General features: G+C 70.6%; 20 protein-coding genes. 12 read left to right on the top strand and 8 right to left on the bottom strand.

The window, feature by feature from the left end; genetic code table 11:
* The first annotated feature begins 74 nt into the window (after window positions 1–74).
* From ACPXB1_RS04925 to valS, 5 genes are read left to right on the top strand one after another with little or no spacing between them, the layout of a single operon-like run.
* Window positions 75–1,622: a DNA-3-methyladenine glycosylase 2 family protein gene (locus tag ACPXB1_RS04925; protein ID WP_355590773.1), complete on the top strand. Its 1,548-nt coding sequence runs from the start codon at window positions 75–77 to the stop codon at window positions 1,620–1,622.
* Window positions 1,619–2,128, top strand: a complete 510-nt coding sequence (locus ACPXB1_RS04920; RefSeq protein WP_355590771.1) for a methylated-DNA--[protein]-cysteine S-methyltransferase — start codon at window positions 1,619–1,621, stop codon at window positions 2,126–2,128. Before ACPXB1_RS04925 ends, ACPXB1_RS04920 begins: the two co-directional genes overlap by 4 nt.
* 37 nt (window positions 2,129–2,165) lie before the next feature.
* Window positions 2,166–4,007, top strand: a complete 1,842-nt coding sequence (locus ACPXB1_RS04915; protein ID WP_355590768.1) for an ABC transporter ATP-binding protein — start codon at window positions 2,166–2,168, stop codon at window positions 4,005–4,007.
* A 2-nt stretch (window positions 4,008–4,009) separates the two neighbouring features.
* Window positions 4,010–5,899 carry an ABC transporter ATP-binding protein gene (locus ACPXB1_RS04910; protein WP_425734896.1) on the top strand — a complete coding sequence of 630 codons (1,890 nt, stop codon included), beginning with the start codon at window positions 4,010–4,012 and terminating at the stop codon, window positions 5,897–5,899.
* Between the two features lie 56 nt (window positions 5,900–5,955).
* Window positions 5,956–8,520, top strand: a complete 2,565-nt coding sequence (gene valS / locus ACPXB1_RS04905) for a valine--tRNA ligase (RefSeq protein ID WP_355590765.1) — start codon at window positions 5,956–5,958, stop codon at window positions 8,518–8,520.
* Between the two features lie 60 nt (window positions 8,521–8,580).
* Here valS and ACPXB1_RS04900 read toward each other — a convergent pair whose 3' ends face one another.
* From ACPXB1_RS04900 to ACPXB1_RS04880, 5 genes are all read right to left on the bottom strand, one after another.
* Entirely contained in the window at window positions 8,581–9,225 is a 645-nt protein-coding gene (locus ACPXB1_RS04900; RefSeq protein ID WP_355590762.1) for a hypothetical protein, read from the bottom strand.
* Between the two features lie 93 nt (window positions 9,226–9,318).
* Window positions 9,319–10,029: an ABC transporter permease subunit gene (locus ACPXB1_RS04895; protein ID WP_053660464.1), complete on the bottom strand. Its 711-nt coding sequence runs from the start codon at window positions 10,027–10,029 to the stop codon at window positions 9,319–9,321.
* A gap of 67 nt (window positions 10,030–10,096) precedes the next feature.
* Window positions 10,097–11,008 (bottom strand): ABC transporter ATP-binding protein, encoded by a 912-nt coding sequence (locus ACPXB1_RS04890; protein ID WP_355590759.1) that lies wholly within the window; start codon window positions 11,006–11,008, stop codon window positions 10,097–10,099.
* Entirely contained in the window at window positions 11,008–11,913 is a 906-nt protein-coding gene (locus ACPXB1_RS04885; RefSeq protein WP_355629837.1) for an ABC transporter permease, read from the bottom strand. Before ACPXB1_RS04885 ends, ACPXB1_RS04890 begins: the two co-directional genes overlap by 1 nt.
* Window positions 11,906–12,820 carry an ABC transporter ATP-binding protein gene (locus ACPXB1_RS04880; RefSeq protein ID WP_053660471.1) on the bottom strand — a complete coding sequence of 305 codons (915 nt, stop codon included), beginning with the start codon at window positions 12,818–12,820 and terminating at the stop codon, window positions 11,906–11,908. Before ACPXB1_RS04880 ends, ACPXB1_RS04885 begins: the two co-directional genes overlap by 8 nt.
* 239 nt (window positions 12,821–13,059) lie before the next feature.
* On the opposite strand from ACPXB1_RS04880, the gene ACPXB1_RS04875 reads away from it, so the two are divergent.
* The 4 genes from ACPXB1_RS04875 (at window position 13,060) to galT (ending at window position 18,202) form a co-directional block, all read left to right on the top strand.
* The gene (locus tag ACPXB1_RS04875) at window positions 13,060–14,574 is read left to right on the top strand and encodes a glycosyltransferase family 2 protein (RefSeq protein ID WP_355590753.1); all 1,515 of its coding nucleotides are present in this window, start codon (window positions 13,060–13,062) and stop codon (window positions 14,572–14,574) included.
* A gap of 88 nt (window positions 14,575–14,662) precedes the next feature.
* Window positions 14,663–16,192, top strand: coding sequence for an adenylyl-sulfate kinase (cysC, locus tag ACPXB1_RS04870; protein WP_355590751.1), 1,530 nt, complete (start codon window positions 14,663–14,665; stop codon window positions 16,190–16,192).
* Between the two features lie 112 nt (window positions 16,193–16,304).
* The gene (locus tag ACPXB1_RS04865) at window positions 16,305–17,129 is read left to right on the top strand and encodes a DeoR/GlpR family DNA-binding transcription regulator (protein WP_355590748.1); all 825 of its coding nucleotides are present in this window, start codon (window positions 16,305–16,307) and stop codon (window positions 17,127–17,129) included.
* Window positions 17,126–18,202 carry a galactose-1-phosphate uridylyltransferase gene (gene galT / locus ACPXB1_RS04860; protein ID WP_355590745.1) on the top strand — a complete coding sequence of 359 codons (1,077 nt, stop codon included), beginning with the start codon at window positions 17,126–17,128 and terminating at the stop codon, window positions 18,200–18,202. Before ACPXB1_RS04865 ends, galT begins: the two co-directional genes overlap by 4 nt.
* 326 nt (window positions 18,203–18,528) lie before the next feature.
* Here the strand turns inward: galT and ACPXB1_RS04855 are convergent, their stop codons facing one another.
* The gene (locus ACPXB1_RS04855) at window positions 18,529–19,746 is read right to left on the bottom strand and encodes an NADP-dependent isocitrate dehydrogenase (RefSeq protein WP_053660478.1); all 1,218 of its coding nucleotides are present in this window, start codon (window positions 19,744–19,746) and stop codon (window positions 18,529–18,531) included.
* A gap of 138 nt (window positions 19,747–19,884) precedes the next feature.
* On the opposite strand from ACPXB1_RS04855, the gene ACPXB1_RS04850 reads away from it, so the two are divergent.
* Window positions 19,885–20,691, top strand: coding sequence for an MBL fold metallo-hydrolase (locus ACPXB1_RS04850; RefSeq protein ID WP_355590742.1), 807 nt, complete (start codon window positions 19,885–19,887; stop codon window positions 20,689–20,691).
* Between the two features lie 182 nt (window positions 20,692–20,873).
* On the opposite strand, the gene ACPXB1_RS04845 is transcribed toward ACPXB1_RS04850, so the two are convergent.
* Entirely contained in the window at window positions 20,874–21,824 is a 951-nt protein-coding gene (locus tag ACPXB1_RS04845; protein WP_355590739.1) for a malate dehydrogenase, read from the bottom strand.
* A 153-nt stretch (window positions 21,825–21,977) separates the two neighbouring features.
* A complete protein-coding gene (locus ACPXB1_RS04840; protein ID WP_355590736.1) occupies window positions 21,978–22,838 on the bottom strand; it encodes a bifunctional methylenetetrahydrofolate dehydrogenase/methenyltetrahydrofolate cyclohydrolase in 861 nt (286 codons plus the stop codon).
* Window positions 22,839–23,272: 434 nt separating this feature from the next.
* On the opposite strand from ACPXB1_RS04840, the gene ACPXB1_RS04835 reads away from it, so the two are divergent.
* Together ACPXB1_RS04835 and ACPXB1_RS04830 are read left to right on the top strand one after the other, a co-directional pair.
* Window positions 23,273–24,874 carry a peptide ABC transporter substrate-binding protein gene (locus tag ACPXB1_RS04835; protein WP_355590733.1) on the top strand — a complete coding sequence of 534 codons (1,602 nt, stop codon included), beginning with the start codon at window positions 23,273–23,275 and terminating at the stop codon, window positions 24,872–24,874.
* A gap of 198 nt (window positions 24,875–25,072) precedes the next feature.
* Window positions 25,073–26,011, top strand: a complete 939-nt coding sequence (locus tag ACPXB1_RS04830) for an ABC transporter permease (protein ID WP_053660488.1) — start codon at window positions 25,073–25,075, stop codon at window positions 26,009–26,011.
* Window positions 26,012–26,029 lie beyond the last annotated feature (18 nt).

Below are 26,029 nucleotides of genomic sequence, written 5' to 3'. Positions count from 1 at the left end.
CTGCTCCCCCTGGTCCACAGCCAGGTCCGATTCCCGCCAGCCGAAGCCCATCCGGGCGGGGCATCATCGGTGGCGTGGAGATGGACTTCGAGCGGTGCTACCGGGCCGTGGACAGCCGTGACCAGCGGTTCGACGGCTGGTTCTACACCGGCGTGACGTCCACCGGCATCTACTGCCGGCCGTCCTGCCCGGCAACCACACCCAAGCGACAGAACGTCCGTTTCTTTCCGTCCGCAGCGGCGGCGCAGGGCGCGGGGCTGCGCGCCTGTCGCCGCTGCCGACCCGATGCCGCACCCGGCTCCCCCGAATGGGACGTCCGCGCCGACGTGGTCGGTAGGGCGATGCGACTGATCGCCGACGGGGTCGTGGATCGCGACGGCGTACCGGGGTTGGCCGCCCGCCTCGGCTACACCGAGCGGCACCTGCACCGGATGCTGCGCGCCGAGATGGGTGCCGGGCCGCTCGCGCTGGCCCGGGCGCAGCGGGCGCAGACCGCCCGGATCCTGATCGAGACGACCGACCTGGGAATGACCGAGGTCGCGTTCGCCGCGGGCTTCGGCAGTGTGCGGCAGTTCAACGACACGATCCGAGAGGTGTACGCGGGCGCGCCGTCGGACCTGCGCACGGCCCGGGGCCGGCCCGAGGTGGCGACCGGGGCGGGAACGATCACGCTCCGACTGGCGTACCGACCGCCGTTGCACGCGCGGGCGCTCCTGGACTTCCTGGCGGTGCGGGCGCTGCCGGGGGTGGACGAGGTGCGCGACGGGACGTACCACAGGGGTTTGCGGTTGCCGCACGGCACCGGTCAGGTGGCGCTGACCCCGACCGACGGGTACGTGGCCGCGACGCTGCGCCTGGCCGACGTGCGTGACCTGGCGCCGGCGGTGGCCCGCTGCCGCCGCCTGTTCGACCTGGACGCGGACCCGACAGCTGTCGACGGGACACTGGCGGCGGACCCGGCGCTGGCCCCGGTGGTGGCGGCGGAGCCGGGCATCCGCGTTCCCCGGTCGGTGGACGGCTTCGAGATGGCCGTACGCGCCATCGTCGGCCAGCAGGTCTCGGTCACCAGCGCCCGCACCACCCTGACCCGCCTCCTCCTCGCCGCCCGCCCTCCCCTCCCCCAGCCCGGCACCCCTTCCCCGCCCGGCACCCCGTCCCCGCTCGATGATCATGAGGTTGACGTGCCGGATGGAGATCAAACCCCCCGCCAACCTCATGATCACCGGAGCGGGGGAGCGGGCGGGGGGCCGGGTGGGGGGTTTCTTGGCGCTGGGGAGGTGCTGGGGGTGCCGGATTCGGGGTTTGGGATGCCTGTTCGGCGGCGGGAGACGCTGCGGGCTCTGGCTCGGGCGGTTGTCGACGGGACTGTGGACCTGGCGCCGGGAGGTGACCGGGAGGGAACCGTCCGGCAGTTGCTCGCGCTGCCCGGCATTGGCCCGTGGACAGCGAACTACCTGGCCATGCGCGCCCTCGGCGACCCGGACGTCCTGCTCGACACCGACCTCGCGGTCCGACGCGGCGCCGCCGCACTCGGCCTGCCCGACACCACCCTCCACGCGCACGCCGAACGCTGGCGGCCCTGGCGGTCCTACGCCACGATCAGACTCTGGAGAGCGGCATGAACATCGACAGCACCATCACGAGCACGCCGACCGGCCCATTGAGCATCCTCGCCGGCCCGGACGGCGACGTCCTGGCGGCCGGCTTCACACCGGACCCGGCGGCCCTGCTGCCCCTGATCCACCCGACCCTGCGCGCGCCGCTGCGGCAGCGCACCGACCTCGGGCCCGTCACCGCCGCCGTCCGGTCCTACCTCGACGGTGACCTCGCCGCCATCGACGCCGTCCCGGTGCGGCAGCACACCGGAGGCGTGTTCATGGCCCACGCCTGGCAGGTGCTGCGGTCAGTCCCGGCCGGCACCCCGGTCACCTACACCGGGTACGCGGCGCTGGCCGGCCGACCACCGGCGGTACGGGCAGCCGCGGCTGCCTGCGCCCGTAACGCGGCGGCGCTGTTCGTGCCCTGTCACCGGGTCCTGCGCACCGATGGCAGCCTCGGTGGCTACCGCTGGGGGCTCGACGTGAAGAGGTGGCTGCTCGGTCACGAGCAGCGGTTGACAACAAGCTGACAGCAACATCGACAGATATTGACGCTACCGTCGGGTAGTGCCTGTGGAGAGCGACGGCGACCCGGCCGCCCGGGCCGCCTCGGGCACCCACTCCGTGCACAACCTCTGGCGGCTGCGCCGCTACCTGCGCCCGTACGCCGCCGAGTTCGCCTGGTTGCTTGTCGCGGGGCTCGCGGGCACTGCCGCCGGGATCGCCGTACCCCTTGTGGTGCAGCGGGTGGTGGACGGGCCGATAGCCCGGCACGAGCCCGCGGGGCTGCTCCAGCTCGGTGGCCTGGCGCTGCTGCTCGGCGTGGCCGAGGCGGTGCTCATCTTCGTCCGCCGCTGGGTGCAGTCGTCCTCGGCGGTGGGCATGGAGGCGACTCTGCGCGCCGACGTCTACGCCCACCTGCAACGGCTGCCGGCGAGCTTCCACGACCGCTGGCAGTCCGGCCAACTGCTCTCCCGGATCACCAGCGACCTGTCGGTGATTCGCCGGTTCCTCTCGTTCGGTGTGTTCTTCCTGGTGCTGAACCTGGCCACCTACGTGGTGGTGGTGCTGCTGCTGATCCGCCTGCACGCCGCGCTCGGGCTGCTTGTCGCGGCCAGCGCGGTGCCACTGCTGCTGATCGCCCGACGGTTCGGCAGGCACTACCACACCGCGTCCCGCCGGATGCAGGATCAGCAGGGCGATGTGGCGACGCTTGTCGAGGAGACCGCGCAGGGTCTGCGCACCATGAAGGCGTACGGCCGGGGGCCCGAACTTGCCGCCCGTTTCGCCGCCGGCGCCCGGACCCTGCACGACACGGGCGTCGGCAAGGGCCGGCTGCTCGCCAACACCGCGGCGCTGCTCGACCTGGTGCCCAACGTGACGCTCGGCGTGGTGCTGGTGGCCGGGGCGGCCGCCGCCGCGCGGGGTGTGCTCACCATCGGCGAGCTTGTCGCGTTCGCGAGCCTCCAGCTGATGCTCATCTGGCCGGTGCAGTCGCTGGGCTGGATCATCGCCAACGGTCAGGAGGCGGCGACCGCCGCCGACCGGATCCAGGAGGTGCTGGACACCCCACCGCAGATCGTGGACGCGCCCGAGGCGCTCACGTTGTCCCGCGACGCGGTACGCGGAAGGCTCCGCTTCGAACGCGTCGCCTTCTGTTATCCGGGCACCGCCGCGCCGGTGCTGCGCGAGATCGACCTGACCATCGAGCCGGGCGAGACGCTGGCACTGGTCGGCGCGACCGGCAGCGGCAAGAGCACGTTGCTCTCCCTCGTGCCCCGGCTGCACGAGGTGACCGGCGGCCGGATCACACTGGACGGGCACGACCTGCGTGATCTCCGGCTGGCCTCGCTGCGTCGACTGGTCGGGGTGGCGTTCGAGGAACCCACGTTGTTCTCCATGTCGGTGCGGGAGAACCTCACACTGGGCCGCCCGGACGCCGACGACGACGAGGTCCGCGCCGCCCTCGCGCTCGCCCAGGCCGACTTCGCGTACGACCTGCCGTGGGGGTTGGCCACCCGGGTGGGTGAGCAGGGGCTGTCGCTGTCCGGCGGTCAACGCCAACGGCTCGCGTTGGCCCGGGCGGTGCTGGGGCGGCCGGCACTGTTGGTGCTCGACGACCCGCTGTCCGCCCTGGACGTGCACACCGAGGCGCTTGTCGAGGCGGCGCTGCGGCAGGTCCTGCGCACCACCACCGCGCTGCTTGTGGTGCACCGGCCGTCGACGATCTCACTTGCCGACCGGGTCGCAGTGCTCGACGGCGGCCGGATCGTCGCTGTCGGCCGGCATTCCGAACTGCTGGCCACAGTACCCGCGTACCGCGCGCTGCTCGCCGCCGAGCCACCACCGAGCGGAGGCGATGGGTCCAGTTCCCCCACCTCCGACGGGTGGGGGTTGGTGCGCTCGTGACTGTGCCGCAGCAGGCAGGCCCACCGCCGGAGGAACAAGAGCAGGAGCAGGAGCCGGAGCTGACGCGCTGGCGCGGCACGGCCACCGACCCGGAGGCCGACCGCAGCCAGGCCGAGGAGAGCACCCCCGAGGCGGTGGCCCGGCTGCGCCGACACAGTCGGGCACTTCTGGCCGACCTGCTCCGCCCGCACCGGCGGCGGCTGGCCGCCGCGATCGGCCTGCTGCTGGCCCAGAACGCCGCCGCGATGGCCGGGCCGTACCTGGTGATGGTCGGCATCGACCGGGGCATCGCGCCGCTGCGGGCCGGGGACGCCGGGCCGCTCGCCGCCGTCGCCGCCGCGTTCGCCGTCGCCGCGGTGACCGAGTACGCGGCCCGGCGTGGGTTCCTGACCCTCTCCGCCCGGATCGGCCAGGCCGTCCTGCTTGACCTGCGGCAGCGGGTGTTCGGGCACTTCCTGCGGCTGTCCGTGGGCTTCCACGAGCGCTACACCTCCGGCCGGATGGTCTCCCGGCTGACCAGCGATCTGGACTCGATCGCCGAACTCGTCGACGGCGGCATCGACAGCCTGGTGCTGGCCGCGCTGTCGATCCTGTCGGTGGCCGCCATCCTGCTCTGGATGGACCTGCCGCTGGCGGCGGTGACGCTGTTCGCGTTCCCGTTCCTGTTCGTGCTGTCCCGCTGGTTCGCGCGGGCGTCGGCCGGCGCGTACCGGCGTACCCGGGAGGCGGTCGCGCTCGTCATCGTGCACTTCGTCGAGTCCATGCGGGGCATCCGTGCGGTGCAGACGTTCCGCCGGGAGCCGCGCAACCAGCGGATCTTCGTGGCGCTCGGCGACGACTACCGACGTTCCAGCCTGCACGCGTTCCGCCTGATCGCCACGTACTCCCCGGCGATCAAGCTGATCGGCAACGTGACGATCGCCGTGGTGCTCTGCTACGGCGGCTGGCGGGTGCTCGGCGGGCACACCGAGGTCGGGGTGCTCGCCGCGTTCCTGCTGTACCTGCGCCGCTTCTTCGAGCCGATGCAGGAGCTGAGCCAGTTCTACAACTCGCTCCAGTCGGCCACCGCCGCGTTGGAGAAGCTGGCCGGGGTGCTCGACGAACGGCCCGCCGTCGCCGAGCCCATCCGGCCGGTTCCGCTGCCGACCGGCAGCGGTCGGGGGGAGCTGACCTTCCGGGCGGTCTCGTTCGGCTACCTGGCAGGCACCCCGATCCTCGACGGGTTGGATCTGACAGTGCCGGCCGGGCAGACCGTCGCGCTGATCGGGCCCACCGGCGCGGGCAAGTCGACAATCGCCAAGCTGGTCGCCCGGTTCCACGACCCGGACACCGGCACGGTACGCCTCGACGGTGTCGACCTGCGCGAGGTGGTCGACGCCGACCTGCGCCGCGCGGTGGTGCTTGTCACCCAGGAAAACCACCTGTTCAGCGGCACCGTGGCCGAGAACATCCGGTTCGGCCGCCCGGACGCCGACGACGCCGAGGTCCAGGCCGCCGCGCAGGCCATCGGCGCGCACGACTTCATCGCCGCGCTTCCCGACGGGTACGCCACGCAGGTGCACAGGCGCGGCGGTCGGCTCTCCGCCGGGCAGCGGCAGCTCGTCGCGTTCGCCCGGGCGTTCCTGGCCGACCCGACAGTGCTGATCCTGGACGAGGCGACGTCCTCGCTTGACGTGCCGACCGAACGGCTCGTGCAGCGGGCACTCGGCACCATCCTGCGGGACCGGACCGCCCTGGTGATCGCACATCGGCTCTCCACAGTGGAGACTGCCGACCGGGTGCTCGTCCTCGACGGCGGACGCCTCGTCGAGGACGGCCCACCCGCCGTGCTGGCCGCGGCCGGCGGCCGGTACGCGGCCCTGCACCGGCAGTGGCGCGACTCGCTGGTCTGAGCCCGGTGCTGCGCAACTACGTGGCCCGGCACCCTCGCGGTGCCTACGATCGCAGGATGACCGATACGGCGAGGACCACCCGCGCCGGCGTTCCCGAGCGTCCGAGTCTGGACGGGCTCGAGGAGAGCTGGGCGCGCCGCTGGCAAGAGGAGGGCACGTACGCGTTCGACCGCTCGAAGAAGCGCGCCGACGTGTACGCCATCGACACCCCGCCGCCCACCGTATCGGGCGAGCTGCACATGGGTCACGTCTTCTCGTACACGCACACCGACACCGTCGCGCGGTACCAGCGGATGCGCGGCAAGGCCGTCTTCTACCCGATGGGCTGGGACGACAACGGGCTGCCCACCGAGCGTCGCGTGCAGAACGTGTACGGGGTGCGCTGCGATCCGGCGCTGCCGTACGACCCGGTGTGGCGGCCACCGGCGACGCCTGTCGACGACGCGGCACGCCGCGACCCCACCCCCATCTCCCGGCGCAACTTCATCGAGTTGTGCGAGCGGCTGACAGTCGCCGACGAGCAGGTCTTCGAGGCCCTGTGGCGGCGGCTCGGCCTCTCGGTGGACTGGTCGCTGACGTACACGACGATCGGCCGCGTGGCCCGCGCGACGAGCCAGCGGGCGTTCGTGCGCAACCTGCTGCGCGGTGAGGCGTACCAGGCGGAGGCGCCGACGCTGTGGGACGTCGGCTTCGCCACCGCCGTCGCGCAGGCGGAGCTGGAGGACCGGGAGCGCCCCGGCGCCTACCACCGGCTGCGGTTCACCGGCCCGGCCGGGCGTGAGGTGCTCATCGACACCACCCGACCCGAGTTGCTGCCGGCCTGCGTGGCGCTGGTCTGCCACCCCGACGACGAGCGGTACGCCGAACTGGTCGGCGGTACGGTGCGAAGCCCGCTGTTCGACGTCGAGGTGCCGGTGCACGCCCACCCGCTCGCCGACCCCGCGAAGGGCACCGGCGTCGCCATGGTCTGCACGTTCGGCGACCTGAGCGACGTGACGTGGTGGCGCGAGCTGCGGTTGGACACCCGTGTGGTGATCGGCCGGGACGGTCGTCTGCTTCCCGAGCCGCCGGCCGGTGTGCCGGCGCAGCCGTACGCGGCGCTGGCCGGGCAGACCGTCAACGGCGCCCGCCGGGAGATCGTCGGGATGCTCGCCGACGCGGGTGACCTCATCGGCGAGCCCCGCCCGATCACGCACCCGGTGAAGTTCTACGAACGCGGCGACCGGCCGCTGGAGATCGTGTCGACCCGGCAGTGGTACCTGCGCAACGGCGGCCGGGATGCTGAGCTGCGGGCGACGTTGCTGGCCCGGGGCGAGGAGCTGCGCTGGGTGCCGGCGCACATGAAGCACCGCTACGACCACTGGGTGAGCGGTCTCACCGGGGACTGGCTGGTCAGCCGCCAACGCTTCTTCGGTGTGCCGGTGCCTGTGTGGTACCGGCTCGACAACGCTGGCGAGCCGGACTGGTCCCACCCTCTCACGCCGGACGAGTCGGCGCTGCCGGTCGACCCGTCCAGTGATCCGGCCCCCGGCTACGACGAGTCACAGCGCGGCCAGCCCGGCGGTTTCGTCGGTGACCCGGACGTGCTGGACACCTGGGCCACATCGTCGCTGACCCCGCAGATCGTCGGCGGTTGGGAGACCGACCCGGAGCTGTTCGCGCAGGTCTTCCCGATGGACCTCCGCCCGCAGGGGCAGGAGATCATCCGGACCTGGCTCTTCTCCAGCGTGGTCCGCTCGCACTTCGAGCACGGGGTGCTGCCGTGGCGGGACACCGTGCTCTCGGGTTGGATCCTCGACCCGGACCGCAAGAAGATGGCCAAGTCCAAGGGGAACGTGGTCACCCCGCTGGCGCTGCTGGAGCAGCACGGCTCGGACGCGGTGCGCTACTGGGCTGCCAGCGGCAAACCCGGGATGGACCTGGCCTTCGACCCGGCGCAGATCAAGGTCGGCCGACGGCTGGCCACCAAGCTGCTCAACGCGTCGAAGTTCGCCCTCGGGCTCGGTGCCGCGGACGCGTTGCGCACCCCGGCGACCGCCCCGCTGGACCGGGCGATGCTCGCCGAACTGGCCACCGTGGTCACCGCCGCGGGCGCCGCCTTCGACGCGTACGACCACACTGCCGCGTTGCAGGCGACCGAGGCGTTCTTCTGGCGGTTCTGCGACGACTACATCGAGTTGGTGAAGGAGCGCGCGTACGGCACGGGAGCGGCTGCCGAATCGGCACGGGCGGCTCTGGCATCGGCGCTGTCGGTGCAACTGCGCCTGTTCGCCCCGGTGCTGCCGTACGTCACCGAGGAGGTCTGGTCGTGGTGGCGGTACGGGTCGGTGCACCGCGCGCCGTGGCCCACCACGTACGAGGTGGCGTCGACGATCGAAGGTTCGGGTGATCCGGCGCTGCTGCGGCTGGCCGGTGACGCGTTGAGCCAGGTGCGACGGGCCAAGTCGGAGCGGAAGCTGTCGATGAAGGCGGAGGTGCCGCTGGCCGAGGCGCTCGGCCCGGCCGACCTGCTGGAGCAGCTCACGCTTGTCGCAGACGACCTGCGCGCGGCCGGTCGGATCGGCAAGCTCGACCTGCTGCCCGACCGCACTCCGGAACTCGTCATCGCCAGCGCCTTCTGACCTGCAAGGAAGGGCCCCCTATTAACGCCTGATGCATAAAAGGGGGCCCTTCCTAACAGCTCACCAGCCGCGCAGGAAGCGCAACCCGAGCAGGAACGCGATCACCGCCGGCCCCACCAGCAGGGTGATCGCCTGGAGGCGGTACGGCATCCGGTGCCTGGTCAACTCCCCCGCGTTGCCCAGCACGATGGCCCCGGCCAGCATCAGGAACGCCCCCCACCAGCCGGTCTCCAGCCGGATCAGGTCCACCCGGATCAGTTGCAGAGTCACACCGAGCAGCACGGCGGTGAGCGCGAGCAGGGCCACCGCCCGGTGCAGGCCACGGGCCAGCGGGTCGGCCGCCCGCCACCCGTAGGTGCCGGCGACCGCCAGGCAGGGCAGCACCACCAGCAGGGGCCAGCCCAGCCCCATCACCCCGAACATCAGCAGCGCGCCCACCGCGAAGACGAGGCCACCGACGCAGGCGAGCATGTAACCGCCGAAGGCCCGACCACCGCCCCGGGCCAGCAGCGGCCCACCGCTGGCTGCCATCAACGCGGCCGGGATCAGGATGAACACCGCCCACCAGTGAAATTTGCCGATGCCCTGGGCCGCCGTGGTGACGATGGCGCAGGCCAGCCCGGCGGCTGCCAGGCTGGTCAGCCAGGGCCGGCTGCTCCGGGAGTACGGCTCAGTCAACGACGTCCGCTCCGCTTCGACGATCACGCCCACCAGCCTCGCCCGGCGTGACCCGGCCGGTCCATCCGGCCAGCCCTACCGCCGTGGGGTGGCTGGCCGGAGCACCGCCTCGCACTGACCTCAGCTCGTCTCGCCGGCCACGCTGAACGACCGCAGACGGTCGATGGCCAGCACTGTGAAGCCGACGCTCACCAACGCGGTCATCACCGATGCCACAGGCACCGACACGCTGGTCTCCAGCAGCCCGGTGGGTGCGAGCCGGTCGGCCAGGGCGATCACGTACTGCTGGATCGAGAGCACCTTCGTGCCGCTGACGAAGTTGCCCAGCAGCCCCTCCCAGATCAGCACGTAGACCAGGCCGAGCAGCACCGGCCGCCGGGTGACCAGGCTGAGCGCGAGGAAGAACGCCGAGTACGCGAGCGCGCCGAGCGCCGCCGCGGCCGCCAGCGCCAGGCCGAGGCGTACCGAATCGGCGAGCACGCCCGCGACGTACAGCGGCACCGCGACTGTGGCCGCTGTGACCCCGGCGGACACCGCGAGCTTCGGCAGAACGATCTGCCAGCGCGGCAGCGGCTTGGTCAGGATGTGCACCACTGTGCCGTCGTCGATCTCGGCACCCAGCACGCCGGTGCCGATGATCAGCGCGACGACCGGCAGCACGACCGCCAGACCGAGGCCGACAAGCACCGGCGGACCCCACTGGCCCGGGTCGACGCCAAGCGAGCGGCAGAGCACTGCCAGACCGAGCAGCACAAGTGGCAGCGGGAGCAGCAGCAGGAACCGACGCCGGCCGAACAGCCCGCGCGCGGTGATCCAGGTAATTGTCGACATCTCAGCTTCTTTCGTTCGTGACTGCGGGGCTCACTCGCTGCGCTCGTTCACTCCTCGCACTCACCGGTCAGGCCTCCACGAGGTAGGAGAAGACGCTTTCCAGGGATTCATCCGACGGCACCAGTTGGCGCACCCGAATGCCCCGGGTCAGCGCGATCCGGGGCAGCGCCCGGGTGAAGGCCCCGTAGTCGCCGGCCCGCACCGTCAGCCCGGTGCGGTCCAGTTCGACACCGTTCACCGACTCCTCGGCGATGAGCGCCACTGCCAACGCCCGGTCGTCGGTGGAGCGAACCGCGAACACGTGCGGACGGTTGGTCATCAGCCGGCGGATGGTGCGGAAGTCACCGGAGGCGGCAAGCCGACCGGCCACCATCACCTGCACCGTGCCGGAGATCTGCTCGACCTCCTCCAGGATGTGCGAGCTGAACAGGATGGTCCGCCCGGCATCGCCCAGCTTGTGCAGCAACTCCATCATGTGCAGCCGCTGGCGCGGGTCCATGCCGTTGAACGGCTCGTCGAGCAGCAGCACCTGCGGGTCGTGCACCATGGCGGCGGCCACCCGGGCCCGCTGCCGCATGCCCTTGGAGTACGTGCCGATCCGCCGGTCCTGCGCCGACTCCAACTCCACGAGGTCGATGGCCCGGCGGGCCGCCGCCGCAGGGTCGGGCAGCCGGTGCAGCTTCGCGCTCGCCAGCACGAACTCGTACGCGCTGAGGAAGCTCTGCACCGCCTCCCGCTCGCTTACCAGGCCCAGCCGGCGGTACACGTCGGGGTTACGCCAGGTCGGCTGGTCGTCGAGGGTCACAGTGCCGCGCGACGGGGACAGGAAACCGGCCATCATGTGCAGCAGCGTGGTCTTGCCGGCGCCGTTCGGGCCGAGCAGACCGGTGACGCCCGGCCCGAGATCCATGCTGATGTCGTTGACGGCGACCACGTTGCCGTACCACCGGGACACCCCGGTCAGGCTCAGCGTGCTCATCAGGATGCGACCTTCCGGTAGCGGGCCAGCAGGAGGGCGGTCGCACCGGCGACCAGCAGCACCGCGGCCAGGGCGTAGACCGGACCGAAGTCGCCGATCATCGCGCCGCCCTGGCCGTTCTCGACAAGCAGGTCGCCGAGCGACCAGATGCCGACGCCCTGCACGAGGGTGGAGGGCGAGGCCAGGCCGGCCAGTTCGTTTGCAGTCGTCGACGGCAGGATGCTCAGCGTGCCCACGATCGGTGTGGTCATCAGGAAGACCGCCACCACGCCTCCGGCGGCGAACGCGCGCTTGCCGGTCAGCGATGCGACAAGGAGCCCGATCGAGGCGAAGACCACCGCCCACAGCCCGGCGTAGAGCAGCCCGGGAAGCAGGTCGAGCAGTTCGTTCCAGACCCCGCTCATGCCGTCCTTGGTGGTGAACGCCGCACCGAGGAACATCACCAGCTGCGGCCCGCCCAGCAGCAGCCACAGCGCCGTGACGAGTGCCAGCAGCTTGGCGAGCGCGTAGTCGTTGCGCGGCAGCGGCCGGGAGAAGTACAACGGCAGCACCCCGCTGCGCAGGTCCCGCGAGACCAGCTCCGGCGCGGCCACCGCCACGAAGAAGATGACAAGCCAGCTCATCGAGTCGGCGAACTGGGCGTACGTGGCGACCGGCTCGCCGATCTGGCTGCGTACCGCCGCGAGGGCCACGGCGACCAGTGTGACGATCCCGACCACGAGCCACGGGAAGATCTTGGCCTTGACGCTGCGTCCGAAGCCGAACGTGGTGCGCAGGCCGTGCACGTAGAGCGCGCCGAAGACGTGCCGACGGCCCAGCCGGGGCCCCGTGTAGCGCTGGTAGCCGATGTCGTGGATGACACCTGTGGGCGTGGACCGCACGGCGGCGGATGACTGCTCAGGCATGGGAGAGCTCCCTCGTGGCGAAGAGTTCGGCCACCCGGTGCCGGCGCTGGTCCAGTCGGTGCAGTGGCAGGTCCAGCTCGGCGACCGCACCGAGGATCAGGTCATAGGTGCTGTCGTCGGCGAGCGGAACGAGCAGCAGCCGCCCGTCGCGCGCCACCGGCAGGTCGAGTGCGGCCAGCCGGGCGGCCAACTCCTCGGTGCCCTCGCTGACCTCGACGGCGAGCACGTCGGTGGCCGAGGTCATCGCCGAGATGCGGTCGGCGCGCAGCAGCCGGCCGCCGTCGATGGCGACAAGCGTGTCGCAGATCCGCTCGACCTCGCCCAGCAGGTGCGAGCACACCAGCACGGAGATGCCGAACTCGGTGCCGATCCGGTGCACAAGCGCCAGCATGGCGTCCCGGCCGGCGGGATCCAGCCCGTTCGTCGGCTCGTCGAGCAGCAACAGGTCCGGGTCGTGCACAAGCGCCTGGGCCAGCTTGACCCGCTGCTTCATGCCTGTGGAGTAGCCGCCCACCGGACGGTAGCGCTCCTCGTAGAGCCCGACGTGGCGCAGCGCCTCGGAGGCGCGTTCGCGGGCCGTGGTGCGGGGTAGGCCACTCATCCGGCCGAGGTGCGTCACCAGTTCGGCGGCGGACAGGTCCGGCGGGAGACAGTCGTGCTCAGGCATGTAACCGACGCGGGCACGGACCGCCGCCGGATCGGCGGTCGGGTCGATGCCGAGCACCGAGACCTGACCGCTGGTCGGTGGGATCAGGCCGAGCAGGATCTTGATCAAGGTGGACTTGCCTGCGCCGTTCGCGCCCACCAGACCGATGATCCCGGGCTCGACGGCAACGGTGAGGTCGGCGAGTGCGGTGACCCGACCTCCGTACGTCTTGGTGAGCGACTGGGTCGCGATCAGTGTCACGACGTCAGCGTATGGAGTCGATGCCCCCGAGGGGCACCGGCGCGCCCCCGGTGCTCCCCTGATCCTCGCGACAGTCCGACCCCTAAGGTCCCGTCGCGAGAACACGGGACGTTTGCGCCGCTCCGGGCACGCCGTGATACCCCGCCGAGAAAATCGCCGATCCCGGATGGCACGATTCACATTCCGTTCACCGGACGGTGTCCCGACGGACATTCGGCCGCCGACGCGGGAGGATCGTGATGGTCGAGGCTGGCGCCCCCAAGGTCAGTGTCGTCGTACCTGCCTACAACAGCGGACAGCACATCGAGAAGCTGGTGTCGTCGCTGCTGCGGCAGTCGCTGCCCGCCGGCGAGTTCGAGGCGGTCTTCGTCGACGACGGATCGACCGACGACACCGCCGAACGGTTGGATCGGCTGGCCGCCACACACGAGCACATCCGGGTGCTGCACATCGAGAACTCGGGTTGGCCGTCGCGTCCCCGCAACGTGGGCATCGAGCACGCCCGCGGCGAGTACGTCTTCTTCGCCGACGACGACGACTGGTTCGCCGACCAGGCGCTGGAGCGGCTCTACGACTGCGCGAAGACGTACGACGCGGACCTGGTGATCGGCAAGATGGCCGGGCACGGACGTGGTGTGCCGCGGGAGTTGTTCCGCAAGAACCGCTTCGACGCCACACTGTCCAACGCCCCGCTCATCGACAGCCTCACCTGCCACAAGCTGTTCCGTCGTTCGTTCCTGCTCGAGCACGGGCTGCGGTTCCCGGAGGGCGGCAAGCGGCGGCTCGAGGACCACTCGCTTGTCGTACGGGCCTACTTCAGGTCGCGCCGCACCTGCGTGCTGTCCGACTACACCTGCTACCACCACGCCCAGCGGGGCGACAGCCGCAACGTCACGGCGGCGCTGATGGAGCCGTCGAGCTACTTCGCGAGCGTGCGGGACGCGCTTGACATCGTGGACGCCAACACCGAGCCGGGTCCGCTGCGTGACCGGCTGCACCGGCGGTGGCTGCGCAACGAGATGACCAACCGGCTACGTGGCAAGCGGCTGTTGGAGGCCCCGGAGGACTGGGTGGAGCAGGTCGCACTGGAGGTCCAGAAGATCATCCAGGACCGGTTCGCGCCCGGTGTGGCCGCCGGCCTGCCGCCCCTGCAACGGGCCGTGGCCTACCTGGCCGGGCAGGGACGGGTCGCTGACCTGCGCCGACTGGCCCGCTGGGAGGCGGGCGTCGCCGGGCACAGCCGGATCGACGACCTCCGGCCCAAGGAGCACGCCGTCGCCGTCACCGTCGCCGCCGAACTGCGCTCCGGAGGCCAGCCGATCGGCTTCCGCAGCGACGACGAGCGGGACGTGCTGGTGATCCCGGTCGACGAGATCGACCCCGAGGTCCTCGACGCCACCCAGCAGGTCCGCAAGGCGCGGCTGGATCTGGTCGCCCGCCGCCGGGAGACCGGCGACGAGATCTTCCTCCCGGTGACCTTCGAGACCGAGCGGGTCGGTGACCAGGCCGCCGGGGAGACCATCCACCTGGTGCACCGGGCCACCACCACGATCGACTTCCGGTCCCTCAACGGCGGCCGGACCCGGGGCAGCTGGCTCATCAAGGCACGGATCACCAATGCCGGGTGGACGGAGGACTCGCGGCTGCCGCTGATCTTCGTCTGTCGTGCCGACGGCGCCCGTCCGCGCATCCGCGACGAGCGGAAAGTCTGGAACCGGCTACGGTCTGCGGTGGGTCGTAGGGTCCGCCGCTGACCGACCCGCCCGGCGTCGTGGAGTGGCGGCCTCGACCGATCGGCGGTGGGCTGCGAAACTGTGTGCCGATCACCGAGTGGGGGTGTTGATGAGCAACGGCTGGGTGCTTCCCGACGAGGTGCTCCGGGACGCGCCGGCGTACACGCCGCGTCCCGGTGAGCTCGCGGATCTGGAGCTGCTGCTGACCGGCGCGTACGCCCCCCTGACCGGCTTCATGACCCGCGCCGACCTGGTGTCGGTGAGCCGTCGTGGGCGCCTTGCCGACGACACCCCGTGGCAGGTGCCGGTGACCCTCCAGGTGCCGAGCGCGCTCGCGCAGGGCTTCGATCCGCGCGACCCGGCCCGCCGGGCGCTTGTGCTCACCGACGGCGAGGGCGCCCCGGCGGCCGCCCTGGACGTGGTGGACGTGTGGTCGGTCCGCGAGGGCGTGGCCGGAGTCGGCGGTCAGGTGCAACGGCTCGGCGACGGCGGTCACGGCCCGTTCCAGCGGCTGCGCCGCAGCCCGGAGGAGGTCCGTGCGCTGCTGCCCCCGGGCCGGGTGCTGGGTGTCATCGCCGATCGGCCACTGCACCGGCCGCAGCTGGCCCAGATCGCGCACGCCGCACGTACGCTGGCCGCGCACCTGCTGGTGATGATCCCGGTCGGTGAGGGCGGTGTCGGTGGGCTCGCGCCGGAGGCGCTGGTGCGTACGATCTTCGCCGCCCGGGACCGGATGCCACCGGCGACCCTTGTGGCGGTGCCCCTGTCGCACCGGCGGGAGGAGATCAGCGACGCCCTGCTGCGCGCCCGGGTCTCCGCCGCGTACGGGGTGACCCACCTGCTCTCCACCGGGGAGATGCTCTCCGGCGCCGGGCTTCGGGTGCTGGTGCCCCGCGAGTTGGCGTACGACAACCGGGACGGGCAGTGGCGCTGGCGGGACGACATCCCGCCGCGTAACCGCCGCCTGGCGCTGACCCAGGGCGAGATCGACGATCTGCTCGACAGGGGTTTCCCGCTGCCGGAGTGGCACACCCCTCCGGCGGTGGCGAAAGAGCTGGCTCGTGCCCGGCCGCCGCGCCGGCACCGGGGCCTTGTGGTCTTCCTGACCGGCCTGTCCGGCTCCGGCAAGTCCACGATCGCCCGGGGGTTGGCGGACGCGCTGCGGGAGAGCGGCGACCGAACGGTGACGCTGCTCGACGGGGACGTGGTGCGCCGGGAGCTCTCTGCCGGGCTCGGCTTCAGCAAGGCCGACCGGGATCTCAACGTGCGGCGGATCGGCTGGGTGGCGGCCGAGATCGCCCGGCATCGCGGGGTGGGCATCTGCTGCCCGATCGCCCCGTACGCGGCTGCGCGGGCGACCGCCCGGGAGATGGCGCTTGCCGCCGGGGCGGGCTTCACGCTTGTGCACGTCGCCACGCCGCTGGAGGTGTGTGAGCAGCGGGACCGCAAGGGCCTGTACGCGCGCGCCCGGGCCGGCCTGCTCACCGGGATGACTGGCATCGACGACCCGTACGAGGTGCCGACCGACGCCGATCTGGTGCTCGACACCACCGACCTGAGCGTGGCGGACGCGGTGGAGGCTGTGCTGCAACACCTCACCGAGACCGGCTGGGTGGAGCTCAAGATCCCGTCCGCCTGAGTCGTCGGCCACCCCCTTTCCTTCCACCGCTTCGGCGTACGCGCTAGTGTTCGTCTTTGTTGGAACACGTTCGAGCGCGTGAGAGTGCGTGGCGCCGGGGAGGAAACGCGAGATGTTCGCTCAACAGCGGCAGGCGGCCATCCTGGAGCGGGTCCGCTCGGCCGGCGGTGTACGGGTGAGTGACCTGGCCACCGAGTTCGGCGTCTCCGACATGACCATCCGGCGTGACCTGGAGGCGCTCGACGAGCGCGGCCTACTGGCAAAGGTGCACGGGGGCGCCACCGCGACCGGCCCCAGCTCGACCGACGAGCCGGGCTTCCGCGCCAAGTCGGTGCGTCAACTGGCGGAGAAGGCCGCGATCGCGGACCGGGCGGCGAAGATGGTCCGCCCGGGTGCGGCGATCGCGCTGTCCGCCGGCACCACGACAGCCGAGCTGGCCCGCAGGCTGGTGGACGTTCCCGGCCTGACCGTGGTGACCAATTCGCTGCCGGTGGCCGAGGTGCTGCACGCCGCCGGTCGATCCGATCAGACGGTGGTGCTCACCGGCGGTGTGCGTACGCCCTCGGACGCCCTCGTCGGGCCGCTCGCTGTCGACGCCATCCGGACGCTGCACCTGGACCTGCTGTTCCTCGGGGTGCACGGCATCACCGAACGGGCCGGCTTCACCACCCCGAACCTCATGGAGGCGGAGACCGACAGGGCGCTGGTGGCCGCGGCGGACCGGCTCGTGGTGCTCGCCGACCACACCAAGTGGGGCACCGTGGGCATCTCCTCGATCGTCGAACTGGCAGCGGCGCACGTGCTGGTGAGCGACGACCGGTTGCCCCCGCCCGCACGGCGGGCACTCGGCGAACAGGTGGGCGAATTGGTAATGGTGAAGGCAACGGGGGCGGGCCGCGCGACGCGCACGCCGACGAGTGAGGGGGCGGCGCAGTGAAGCGCACCGCGATCGACCTGGCCGACGGCCGGGAGCTGATCTATTTCGACGAGAACGACGACGCCGTCCGCGACCAGCCCGACCGCCGGGACCTGCCACCACCGCCGCCCGCCTCGCAGCTGCGCTACGACCCGCTTACCGACGAGTGGGTGGCAGTCGCCGTGCACCGGCAGACCCGCACCTTCCTCCCGCCCGCCGACGAGTGCCCGCTGGACCCGTCGGTGGGCGACCGGCTGACCGAGATCCCTGCCTCCGACTACGACGTGGTGGTCTTCGAGAACCGGTTCCCGTCGCTGAGCGGCCGGGTCGCCGACGAGCCCGGCGAGATCACCCCGTTCACGCCGGTCCGGCCCGGGCTGGGCAGGTGCGAGGTGGTCTGCTTCACGTCGGATCACAACGCGTCCTTCGCCAGCCTCCCCCCGCGCCGGGTCCGCACCGTCCTGGACGCGCTCGCCGACCGCACCGAGGTGCTCGGTGAGTTGCCCGGCGTGGAGCAGGTGTTCTGCTTCGAGAACCGGGGCGTCGAGATCGGTGTCACACTGCACCACCCGCACGGGCAGATCTACGCGTACCCCTTCGTGACGCCGCGCACCCGGGCGCTGCTGGCCGCGGCTCGCCGGCACGCCGAGCGGACCAACGGGGGCAACCTGTACGCCGACGTGCTGGCCGCCGAGCGCGCCACAGGTGACCGCGTGGTCGTCGAGAACGACCACTGGACGGCGTTCGTGCCGGCGGCGGCCCGATGGCCGTTCGAGGTGCACGTCGCGCCGCGCCGGGTGGTGCCGGACATCCCGGCGCTTGACGACGACGAGCGGGAGGCCTTCGGCCCGCTTTACCTGGACCTGCTGCGCCGCTTCGACGGGCTGTTCGACATGCCGATGCCCTACATCGCCGCGTGGCACCAGGCGCCCGTCCGGATCGACCGCGAGCTGGGGCACCTGCACCTGCAGCTGTTCAGCATCCGGCGGGCCGCCGACAAGCTGAAGTACCTGGCCGGTTCCGAGTCGGGGATGGGCGTCTTCATCAACGACATCGCCCCCGAGCGGGCCGCCGACCTGCTACGCGCCGCCTGAAGGAAGGGCCCCCTGTTAACGCCTCGTGCATAGGAAGGGTCCCTTCCTAACGCCTAACCCCTGAGAAACAGGGCGCGGGGGGCCCGGGACAGGGCCCCCCGCAGGGAAGGGACGGCTGGCTGTGCACGCCACAGCCGGGAAGGCTGCCTGATCGGCACGCACGCAGCGGGTCGACCGCGGTCAACCTTCCGTGGACGCGACTGGCATCTCGTCCACCCTGGTCAACGAGGCGCGCCGGGGGCGGTGACGCCGGAGGCGTGTCACCTGCCAGACAAGCCGGAGCCCGCCGGCTGGTGCCGGCGGGCTCCGCTGTCGGTACTGCTGGATCAGCCAGCGATCTTGCGGGCCAGGTTCTCGTCGAGCGCGTTCATGAACTCGTCGGTGGTCAGCCACGGCGCGTCGCGCGAGATGAGCAGCGCGAGGTCCTTGGTCATCTGGCCGCCTTCGACGGTGTCGACGATGACCTGCTCCAGAGTGTTGGCGAACTCGGTCACCGCCGGCGTGCCGTCCAGCTTGCCCCGGTGGGCGAGGCCCCGGGTCCAGGCGTAGATCGACGCGATCGGGTTGGTCGAGGTCTTCTCGCCCTTCTGGTACTGCCGGTAGTGCCGGGTGACAGTGCCGTGCGCGGCCTCGGCCTCGACGGTACGGCCGTCCGGGGAGAGCAGGACCGAGGTCATCAGACCCAGCGAGCCGAAGCCCTGCGCGACGGTGTCGGACTGCACGTCACCGTCGTAGTTCTTGCAGGCCCAGACGTAGCCGCCCTCCCACTTGAGCGCGGCGGCGACCATGTCGTCGATCAGCCGGTGCTCATAGGTGATGCCGGCGGCGTCGAACTCGGCCTTGAACTCGTTCTCGAACACCTCGGCGAAGATGTCCTTGAACCGGCCGTCGTACGCCTTGAGGATGGTGTTCTTGGTGGACAGGTAGACCGGGTAGTTGCGGTCCAGGCCGTACCGGAACGAGGCGCGGGCGAAGTCCCGGATCGACTCGTCGTAGTTGTACATGCCCATGGCGATGCCGCCGCCGGGGAAGTTGGCGACCTCCATCTCCATGGGGGCGCCGCCGTCGGCCGGGGTGTAGGTGATGGTCACCGTGCCCGGGCCGGGGACGACGAAGTCGGTGGCCTTGTACTGGTCACCGTGGGCGTGCCGGCCGATGATGATCGGCTTGGTCCAGCCGGGGACCAGCCGCGGCACGTTGGACATGATGATCGGCTCGCGGAAGACGACGCCGCCGAGGATGTTGCGGATGGTGCCGTTGGGCGACCGCCACATCTTCTTCAGGCCGAACTCCTCCACCCGGGCCTCGTCCGGGGTGATGGTCGCGCACTTGACGCCGACGCCGTGCTCCTTGATGGCGTTGGCGGCGTCAACGGTGACCTGGTCGTCGGTCTCGTCGCGGTGCTGGATCGACAGGTCGTAGTAGTGCAGGTCGACGTCGAGGTAGGGCAGGATCAGCTGCTCCCGGATCTGCTTCCAGATAATCCGGGTCATCTCGTCGCCGTCGAGCTCCACGACCGGGTTGTTTACCTTGATCTTCGCCATCGGCCGGCGCTCCTCTCGGGGGACACGTGCTCAAGCAGTACGAGCGTACTGCAAATGGGCCGGCAGCCCCCACCCGGCCTCGACCGGCCGGCGGATACCGGGCTGCACGGCACAGGATTTCCCTGGCACCATCACCCGATGCCTCTGAGCCGCACCCTCGGGTCTATCACGGTCACCCCACTCACCGACGGGGAGGGGCCGTTCTTCCAGTCCCGCGCGAGGGCGTTTCCGGCGGCCACCGCGGCGCACTGGCGGGAGGCCGACCGGCGCGACCCGACAAGTGTCACCGTCGACGGGCGGTGGTTGCTGCCGTTCCGCAGCTTCGCCCTCCGTGCCGGCGACGGGCCGGTAACCCTTGTCGACGCCGGTATCGGGCCGGTGGACTCCCCCGCCGCGAGCTGGGCGCCGGTGCCGGGCCGGCTGCCGGCGGAGCTGGCCTCGGCCGGGATCGACCCGGACGACGTGCGGGCCGTCGTGCTTACCCACCTGCACACCGACCACGTCGGTTGGGCGGTGACCGGCACGCCGGGGCGGCCGTACTTCCCCAATGCGAACTACCTCGTGCAGCGGGCCGAGCTGGCCGCCCTGGAGATGATCAACCCCGGGCTGCGGGCAAGCCTTGTCGCGCCCTTGCGCGCCGCCGGCCAGCTCCGGGTGGTCGACGGCGAGACCACCCTCACCCCGGGGGTACGACTGCTGCCAACTCCCGGGCACACCCCCGGCCACCAGTCGGTGCTGCTGGAGGCGGCCGACGAGCGGATGCTGTTCACCGGTGACCTGCTGGTGCACGCCGTGCAACTGGTCGACCCCGACCTGGCGTACGCCCACGAGGTGGACCCGGAGGCGGCCCGGCGCTCCCGCACCGGCCTGCTCGGCAGCCTCTCGCCCGTCGTACTCGCCACGCCGCATCTGGGCGACCCCTTCACACCCTTCCACCAACCATGATCATCAGTCGAGCGGGCCAAGATCGCGCTTGTTCCTGGATACATGGGCCTGGAGAGCCCAGGAGACCACTACAACCAGGATCGGGCCGCGCCGGGGCGGGTGGGGCGAGGCGGAAGGGACGCGGACGCTGAAGGGGCGCGCCGGCTCTGCCGGCGCGCCCCTTCAGCATGGGCTGGGTTCGATCACATGCTGGCGACGTCGCCCTGCTTGGCGCGGACGGCCTCGGCGGCCTCCTTCAGGCTTGCCAGCTCGTCGGCGTCCAGGTCGGTCTCGACGACCCGCTTGACGCCCTCGGCGCCGATCTCGGCCTCGACACCCAGGTAGACGCCGGAGATGCCGTACTCGCCGTCGACCCACGCGCAGACCGGCATGACCGCGCCGGAGTCCTCGGCGACGGCCTTGGCCATCCGGGCGGCGGCGGCGGACGGCGCGTAGTACGCCGAACCGGTCTTGAGCAGCGCGACGACCTCGGCGCCACCGTTGCGGGTCTTGACGACCAGCTCCTCGATCTGCGCGGCCGGCATCGCGTCACGCAGTGGCTTGCCGTTGACGGTGCTCTTCGATGGCACCGGCACCATGGTGTCGCCGTGCGAGCCCAGGGTGAGCGTCCGTACGGACGCGACCGGGACGCTCAACGCCTCGGCGACGAAGTTGGTGAACCGGGCGCTGTCCAGCATGCCGGCCTGGCCGAGCACCCGGTTCTTCGGGAACTGGGTGGCCAGCTGGGCCAGGGCGGTCATCTCGTCCAGCGGGTTGGAGACCACGATGACCACGGCGTTCGGGGCGTACTTGGCCACGTTCTCGGACACCTGCCGGACGATCTTGGCGTTGGTCTCGAGCAGGTCCATGCGGCTCATGCCGGGCTTACGCGGCAGGCCTGCGGTGATCACCACGACGTCGGAGCCCTCGATGGCCTCGTAGCCCTCGCCGTTCGGGCCGGTGGTCACGCCGACGACCTTGGTCTCGAAGCCCTCGATGGCCCGCGACTGGTTGAGGTCCAGGGCGAGTCCCGCGGGCTTGCCATCCACGATGTCGGTGATCACGACGGTGTCGAAGACGTCGTACTCGGCCAGGCGCTGTGCGGTGGTGGAGCCGTAGAAGCCAGCCCCGACGACAGTGACCTTCTTACCCATGGTCGTCCCACTCCCTGCTACCAGTCGGTTTTCCGGACCGTATCAGCCATCCTGGCACCGATCAGGCCAGGGGCGGACGGTTACGGCCTGGTTGAGCCAGGAAGGGCCCCGTCAGACGCGGGTGGCGGCAAGAAAGGTGCCCTTCCTTACACTTCAGCCGCGCTCGGCGCGTTCGACCACGTTGGTGAGCAGCATGGCCCGCGTCATGGGACCGACACCACCGGGCATGGGCACCAGCCCACCGGCCGTCTCGGCCACCTCCGGGGCCACGTCACCGGTGTAGCGGCCCTTGCCGTCCGCGCCGATCACCCGGGTGATGCCCACGTCGACGACAACGGCGCCGGGCCGGATCATGTCGGCGGTGAGCAGACCGGGTACGCCTGCCGCGACGATCACGATGTCGGCGGCCCTGGTGTGCGAGGCGAGGTCGAGCGTGCCGGTGTGGCAGAGCGTCACAGTGGCGTTCTCGCTGCGGCGGGTGAGCAGCAGGCCGAGCGGTCGGCCGACGGTGTTGCCCCGGCCGACAACCGCCACTGTCGCGCCGCGCAGCGCCACGTCGTGCCGGCGGAGCAGCTCCACGATGCCGCGCGGGGTGCAGGGCAGCGGCCCGTCGTAGCCGAGCACGAGTCGCCCCAGGTTGACCGGGTGCAGGCCGTCGGCGTCCTTGTCCGGGTCGATCAGCTCCAGCACGCGCTGGGTGTCGAGGTGGGCCGGCAGCGGCAGTTGGACGATGTAGCCGTGGCACGCCGGGTCGGCGTTCAGCTCGGCAATGACATCGTCGACCTGCTGCTGGGTGGCGTCGGCCGGCAGTTCCCGCCGGATCGAGGCGATGCCGACCTCGGCGCAGTCACGGTGTTTGCCGTTGACGTACGCCTGGCTGCCGGGATCCGCGCCGACCAGGACCGTGCCCAGCCCGGGGATGATGCCGCGTTCCGCGAGTGCCTTCACGCGTATCCGCAGCTCGTCCTTGATCTCCGCCGCGGTCGCCTTGCCGTCCAGAAGCGTCGCCGTCACGAGCAGATCGTCTCATGTCCGGCACCTGCCCTTCAGACGACCTCGCTGGACGGGCACCCGGACCCGAATCAGTAACGGATAGTGACACACTTCTCGTCACTATCAGTGAGCATTTGTGGAGCTGGTCACGCGCGGACCGGTCAGAGTGATCGATCGGGCGGAGCCCGGACGACGAACCGAGCAGTGGCGAATCCGGGCCACACGAACACAGTGGGCACCTGACCAGACGCGAATATGTCTAGGCCAGAGCCAGCCCGTCCGATTCGATACAGGCGACTGTCGCCTGCGTCACCCGGCAGGGTATTCCGACCGTTACGCGCCCGCTACCGAGCCGTTGTCGACGGCCGGTAGCGCGACCTACCGTTGCCGCTTGTTGCGCAGCGTAAACCCAGCGTCGGGCCTGACTGCGCAGCGTGAGGAGATGAGGAGGCACAATGCGAGTTCGTAGGCTCGCCGCCTGGACCGCCCTCCCGCTCGCGGTGACGCTGGGCCTCGCGGCCTGCGGCAGCGGCGGAGACGGTGGGTCCGGCGGAAGCGGAAGTTCAGCGGTCAGCATCCAGATCAGCGAGCCGAAGCACCTGGTTCCCACAAACACCACCGAGACGTCGGGTGCGCAGGTCCTCGCCGGCCTGTTCAGCCCGCTCATCGACTACGACGCCCAGAACAAGCCGTACGAGGTGGCGGCGGAGTCGGTGACCTCGTCCGACAACAAGGTCTGGACGATCAAGTTGAAGGACGGCTACACCTTCCACAACGGCGAGAAGGTGACGTCCGAGGACTACATCAACGCCTGGAACTACGGCGCGTACGCCCCCAACGGCCAGGACAGCAACTACTTCTTCGAGAAGATCGCTGGCTACGCCGACATGCAGGGCGACAAGCCGAAGGCCAAGGAGTTGTCCGGCCTGAAGAAGGTCGACGACCTGACCTTCCAGGTGACCCTCTCCGAGCCGTACATCGACTTCAAGACGACGCTGGGCTACACCGCGTTCTTCCCGCTGCCGGACGCCGCGTTCTCGGCCCCGGGCGTGATCAAGGACTCGTACGAGCAGGCGCCGATCGGTCAGGGCCCCTTCAAGATGAAGGGCTCCTGGCAGCACGACAGCAAGATCGAGGTCGAGCGGTACGACGCGTACCCGGGCGAGAAGCCCAAGGTCAAGAACGTCGAGTTCCGGATCTACCAGCAGCTCACCGCGGCCTACGCGGACGTCCTCGCCGACAACCTGGACGTGCTGCCCACGATCCCGACCGAGAGCCTGAGCACCGCGCCGAGCGATCTGGGCGACCGCTACCAGTCCAGCCCGATGTCGTCGTTCCAGTTCCTCGCGTTCCCGACGTTCGACAAGGACTACAGCAACCCGGACGTGCGCAAGGCCATCTCGATGGCGATCGACCGTGACGAGATCACCAAGTCGGTCTTCAAGGACTCGCAGGCGCCGGCACGTTCGTTCGTCTCGCCGGTGCTTCCGGGCTACCGGGAGAACACGGCGGGTGCGGCCGGGGAGTTCAACCCGACCGAGGCCAAGAAGCTCTACCAGGCCGCTGGCGGCCCGTCGAAGATCGTCATCTCCTACAACGGCGACGGCGGTCACAAGGACTGGGTCGACGCCACGGTCAACCAGCTCAAGGCCAACCTGGGTGTCGACGCCGTCGGCTCGGCCGAGCCGAAGTTCGCCGACCTGCTGACCAAGGTCGAGGCCAAGCAGCCGGTGGGCGCCTTCCGGATGGGTTGGGTGATGGACTACCCGACCATGGAGAACTACCTCGGCCCGCTGTACAGCGCGAACGGCTCGTCGAACTACTACGGCTACAGCAACCCGGAGTTCGACAAGCTCCTCAAGGAGGGTGCCGCCGCCAAGACGCAGGACGAGGCAATCGCCAAGTACCAGCAGGCGGAGGACATCCTGGCCAAGGACATGCCGGTGATCCCGCTCCGCTTCGGCGAGAACGTGTACGGCCACTCGTCCAAGGTCAAGAACGTCGAGATGGACCTGTTCCAGCGGGTCAACCTCATCGAGATCGAAGCGGCCAGCTGAGCTGACCGAGGTGCGGGCCACCCGAGCGACAACGCCCGGGTGGCCCGAACCGCGCGGTACCCGCCGGCCCGCTGACGCGGGCGCGACACCGGCGGTGCGGACCTCCACCGGGGCCGACGGCACATCTCCGATATTTCGGGTACGACCAGAGATGCCGTCCTGCGACCCTTTCGCATATTTCCGGAGAGACTGCTAAGCATGCTCCGCTACATCCTTCGGCGCCTCCTCCAGATGGTCCTGGCGTTCTTCGGGACCACCCTGATCGTCTACGCGCTGATGTTCGCCGGCCAGGGTGACCCCATCCAGGCACTCGCTGGCGAACGACCGGTGACGCCGGCCCAGCGGGCCTACCTGACGGAGAAGTACCACCTCGACGCGACAGGCGTCGGCGGCTTCTTCTACCGCTACTTCGACTACGTCAAGAACCTGCTCCAGGGCGACCTGGGCCAGTCCCTTACCGGCCGGCAGATCGGCGACATCCTCCAGGCCGCCTGGCCGGTCACCGTGAAGCTCGCACTCATAGCGCTCGCCGTGGCGATCATCTTCGGCGTCAGCGCCGGTGTGATCGCCGGCATCCGCCGGGCCAGCATCTTCGACAACTCGACGCTGGTGCTGACACTGCTGGTGCTGGGCATCCCCACCATCGTGCTGGCACCGCTCGCCCAGTACTTCCTCGGCGTCAAGTGGCAGCTCTTCCCGCCCACCGCCGGCTCCCAACCGACGTTCTACGCCCTGCTGCTGCCGGGCATCGTGCTCGGCTCGCTGTCCCTGGCCACAGCGCTGCGCCTGACCCGCACCTCGGTGGCCGAGAACCTCCGCGCCGACTACGTGCGCACCGCCCGGTCCAAGGGCCTCGTCAAACGTCGCATCGTCACCGTCCACGTCCTGCGCAACTCGCTCATCCCGGTGGTCACCTTCCTCGGTGTGGAGCTGGGCAACCTGATGAGCGGCGCGATCATCACCGAGGGCGTCTTCAACATCCCCGGTGTGGGCTTCAACCTCTTCCGCGGCATCCGCACCGAGGACGGCCCTCTCGTGGTGGGCATCGTCAGCGTGCTCGTCGTGGTCTACCTGGTCTCGAACCTGCTGGTGGACGTCCTGTACGCCGTACTCGATCCGAGGATCCGCTATGAGTGAGCACAGCGAGGTGCCGGC

This window comes from Micromonospora sp. DT68 (genome assembly GCF_049847245.1).
GTDB classification, from domain to species: Bacteria; Actinomycetota; Actinomycetes; order Mycobacteriales; family Micromonosporaceae; genus Micromonospora; species Micromonospora profundi.
Note: the sequence above shows the minus strand (reverse complement) of the source record. Positions and strands in the feature narration are given on the sequence as shown.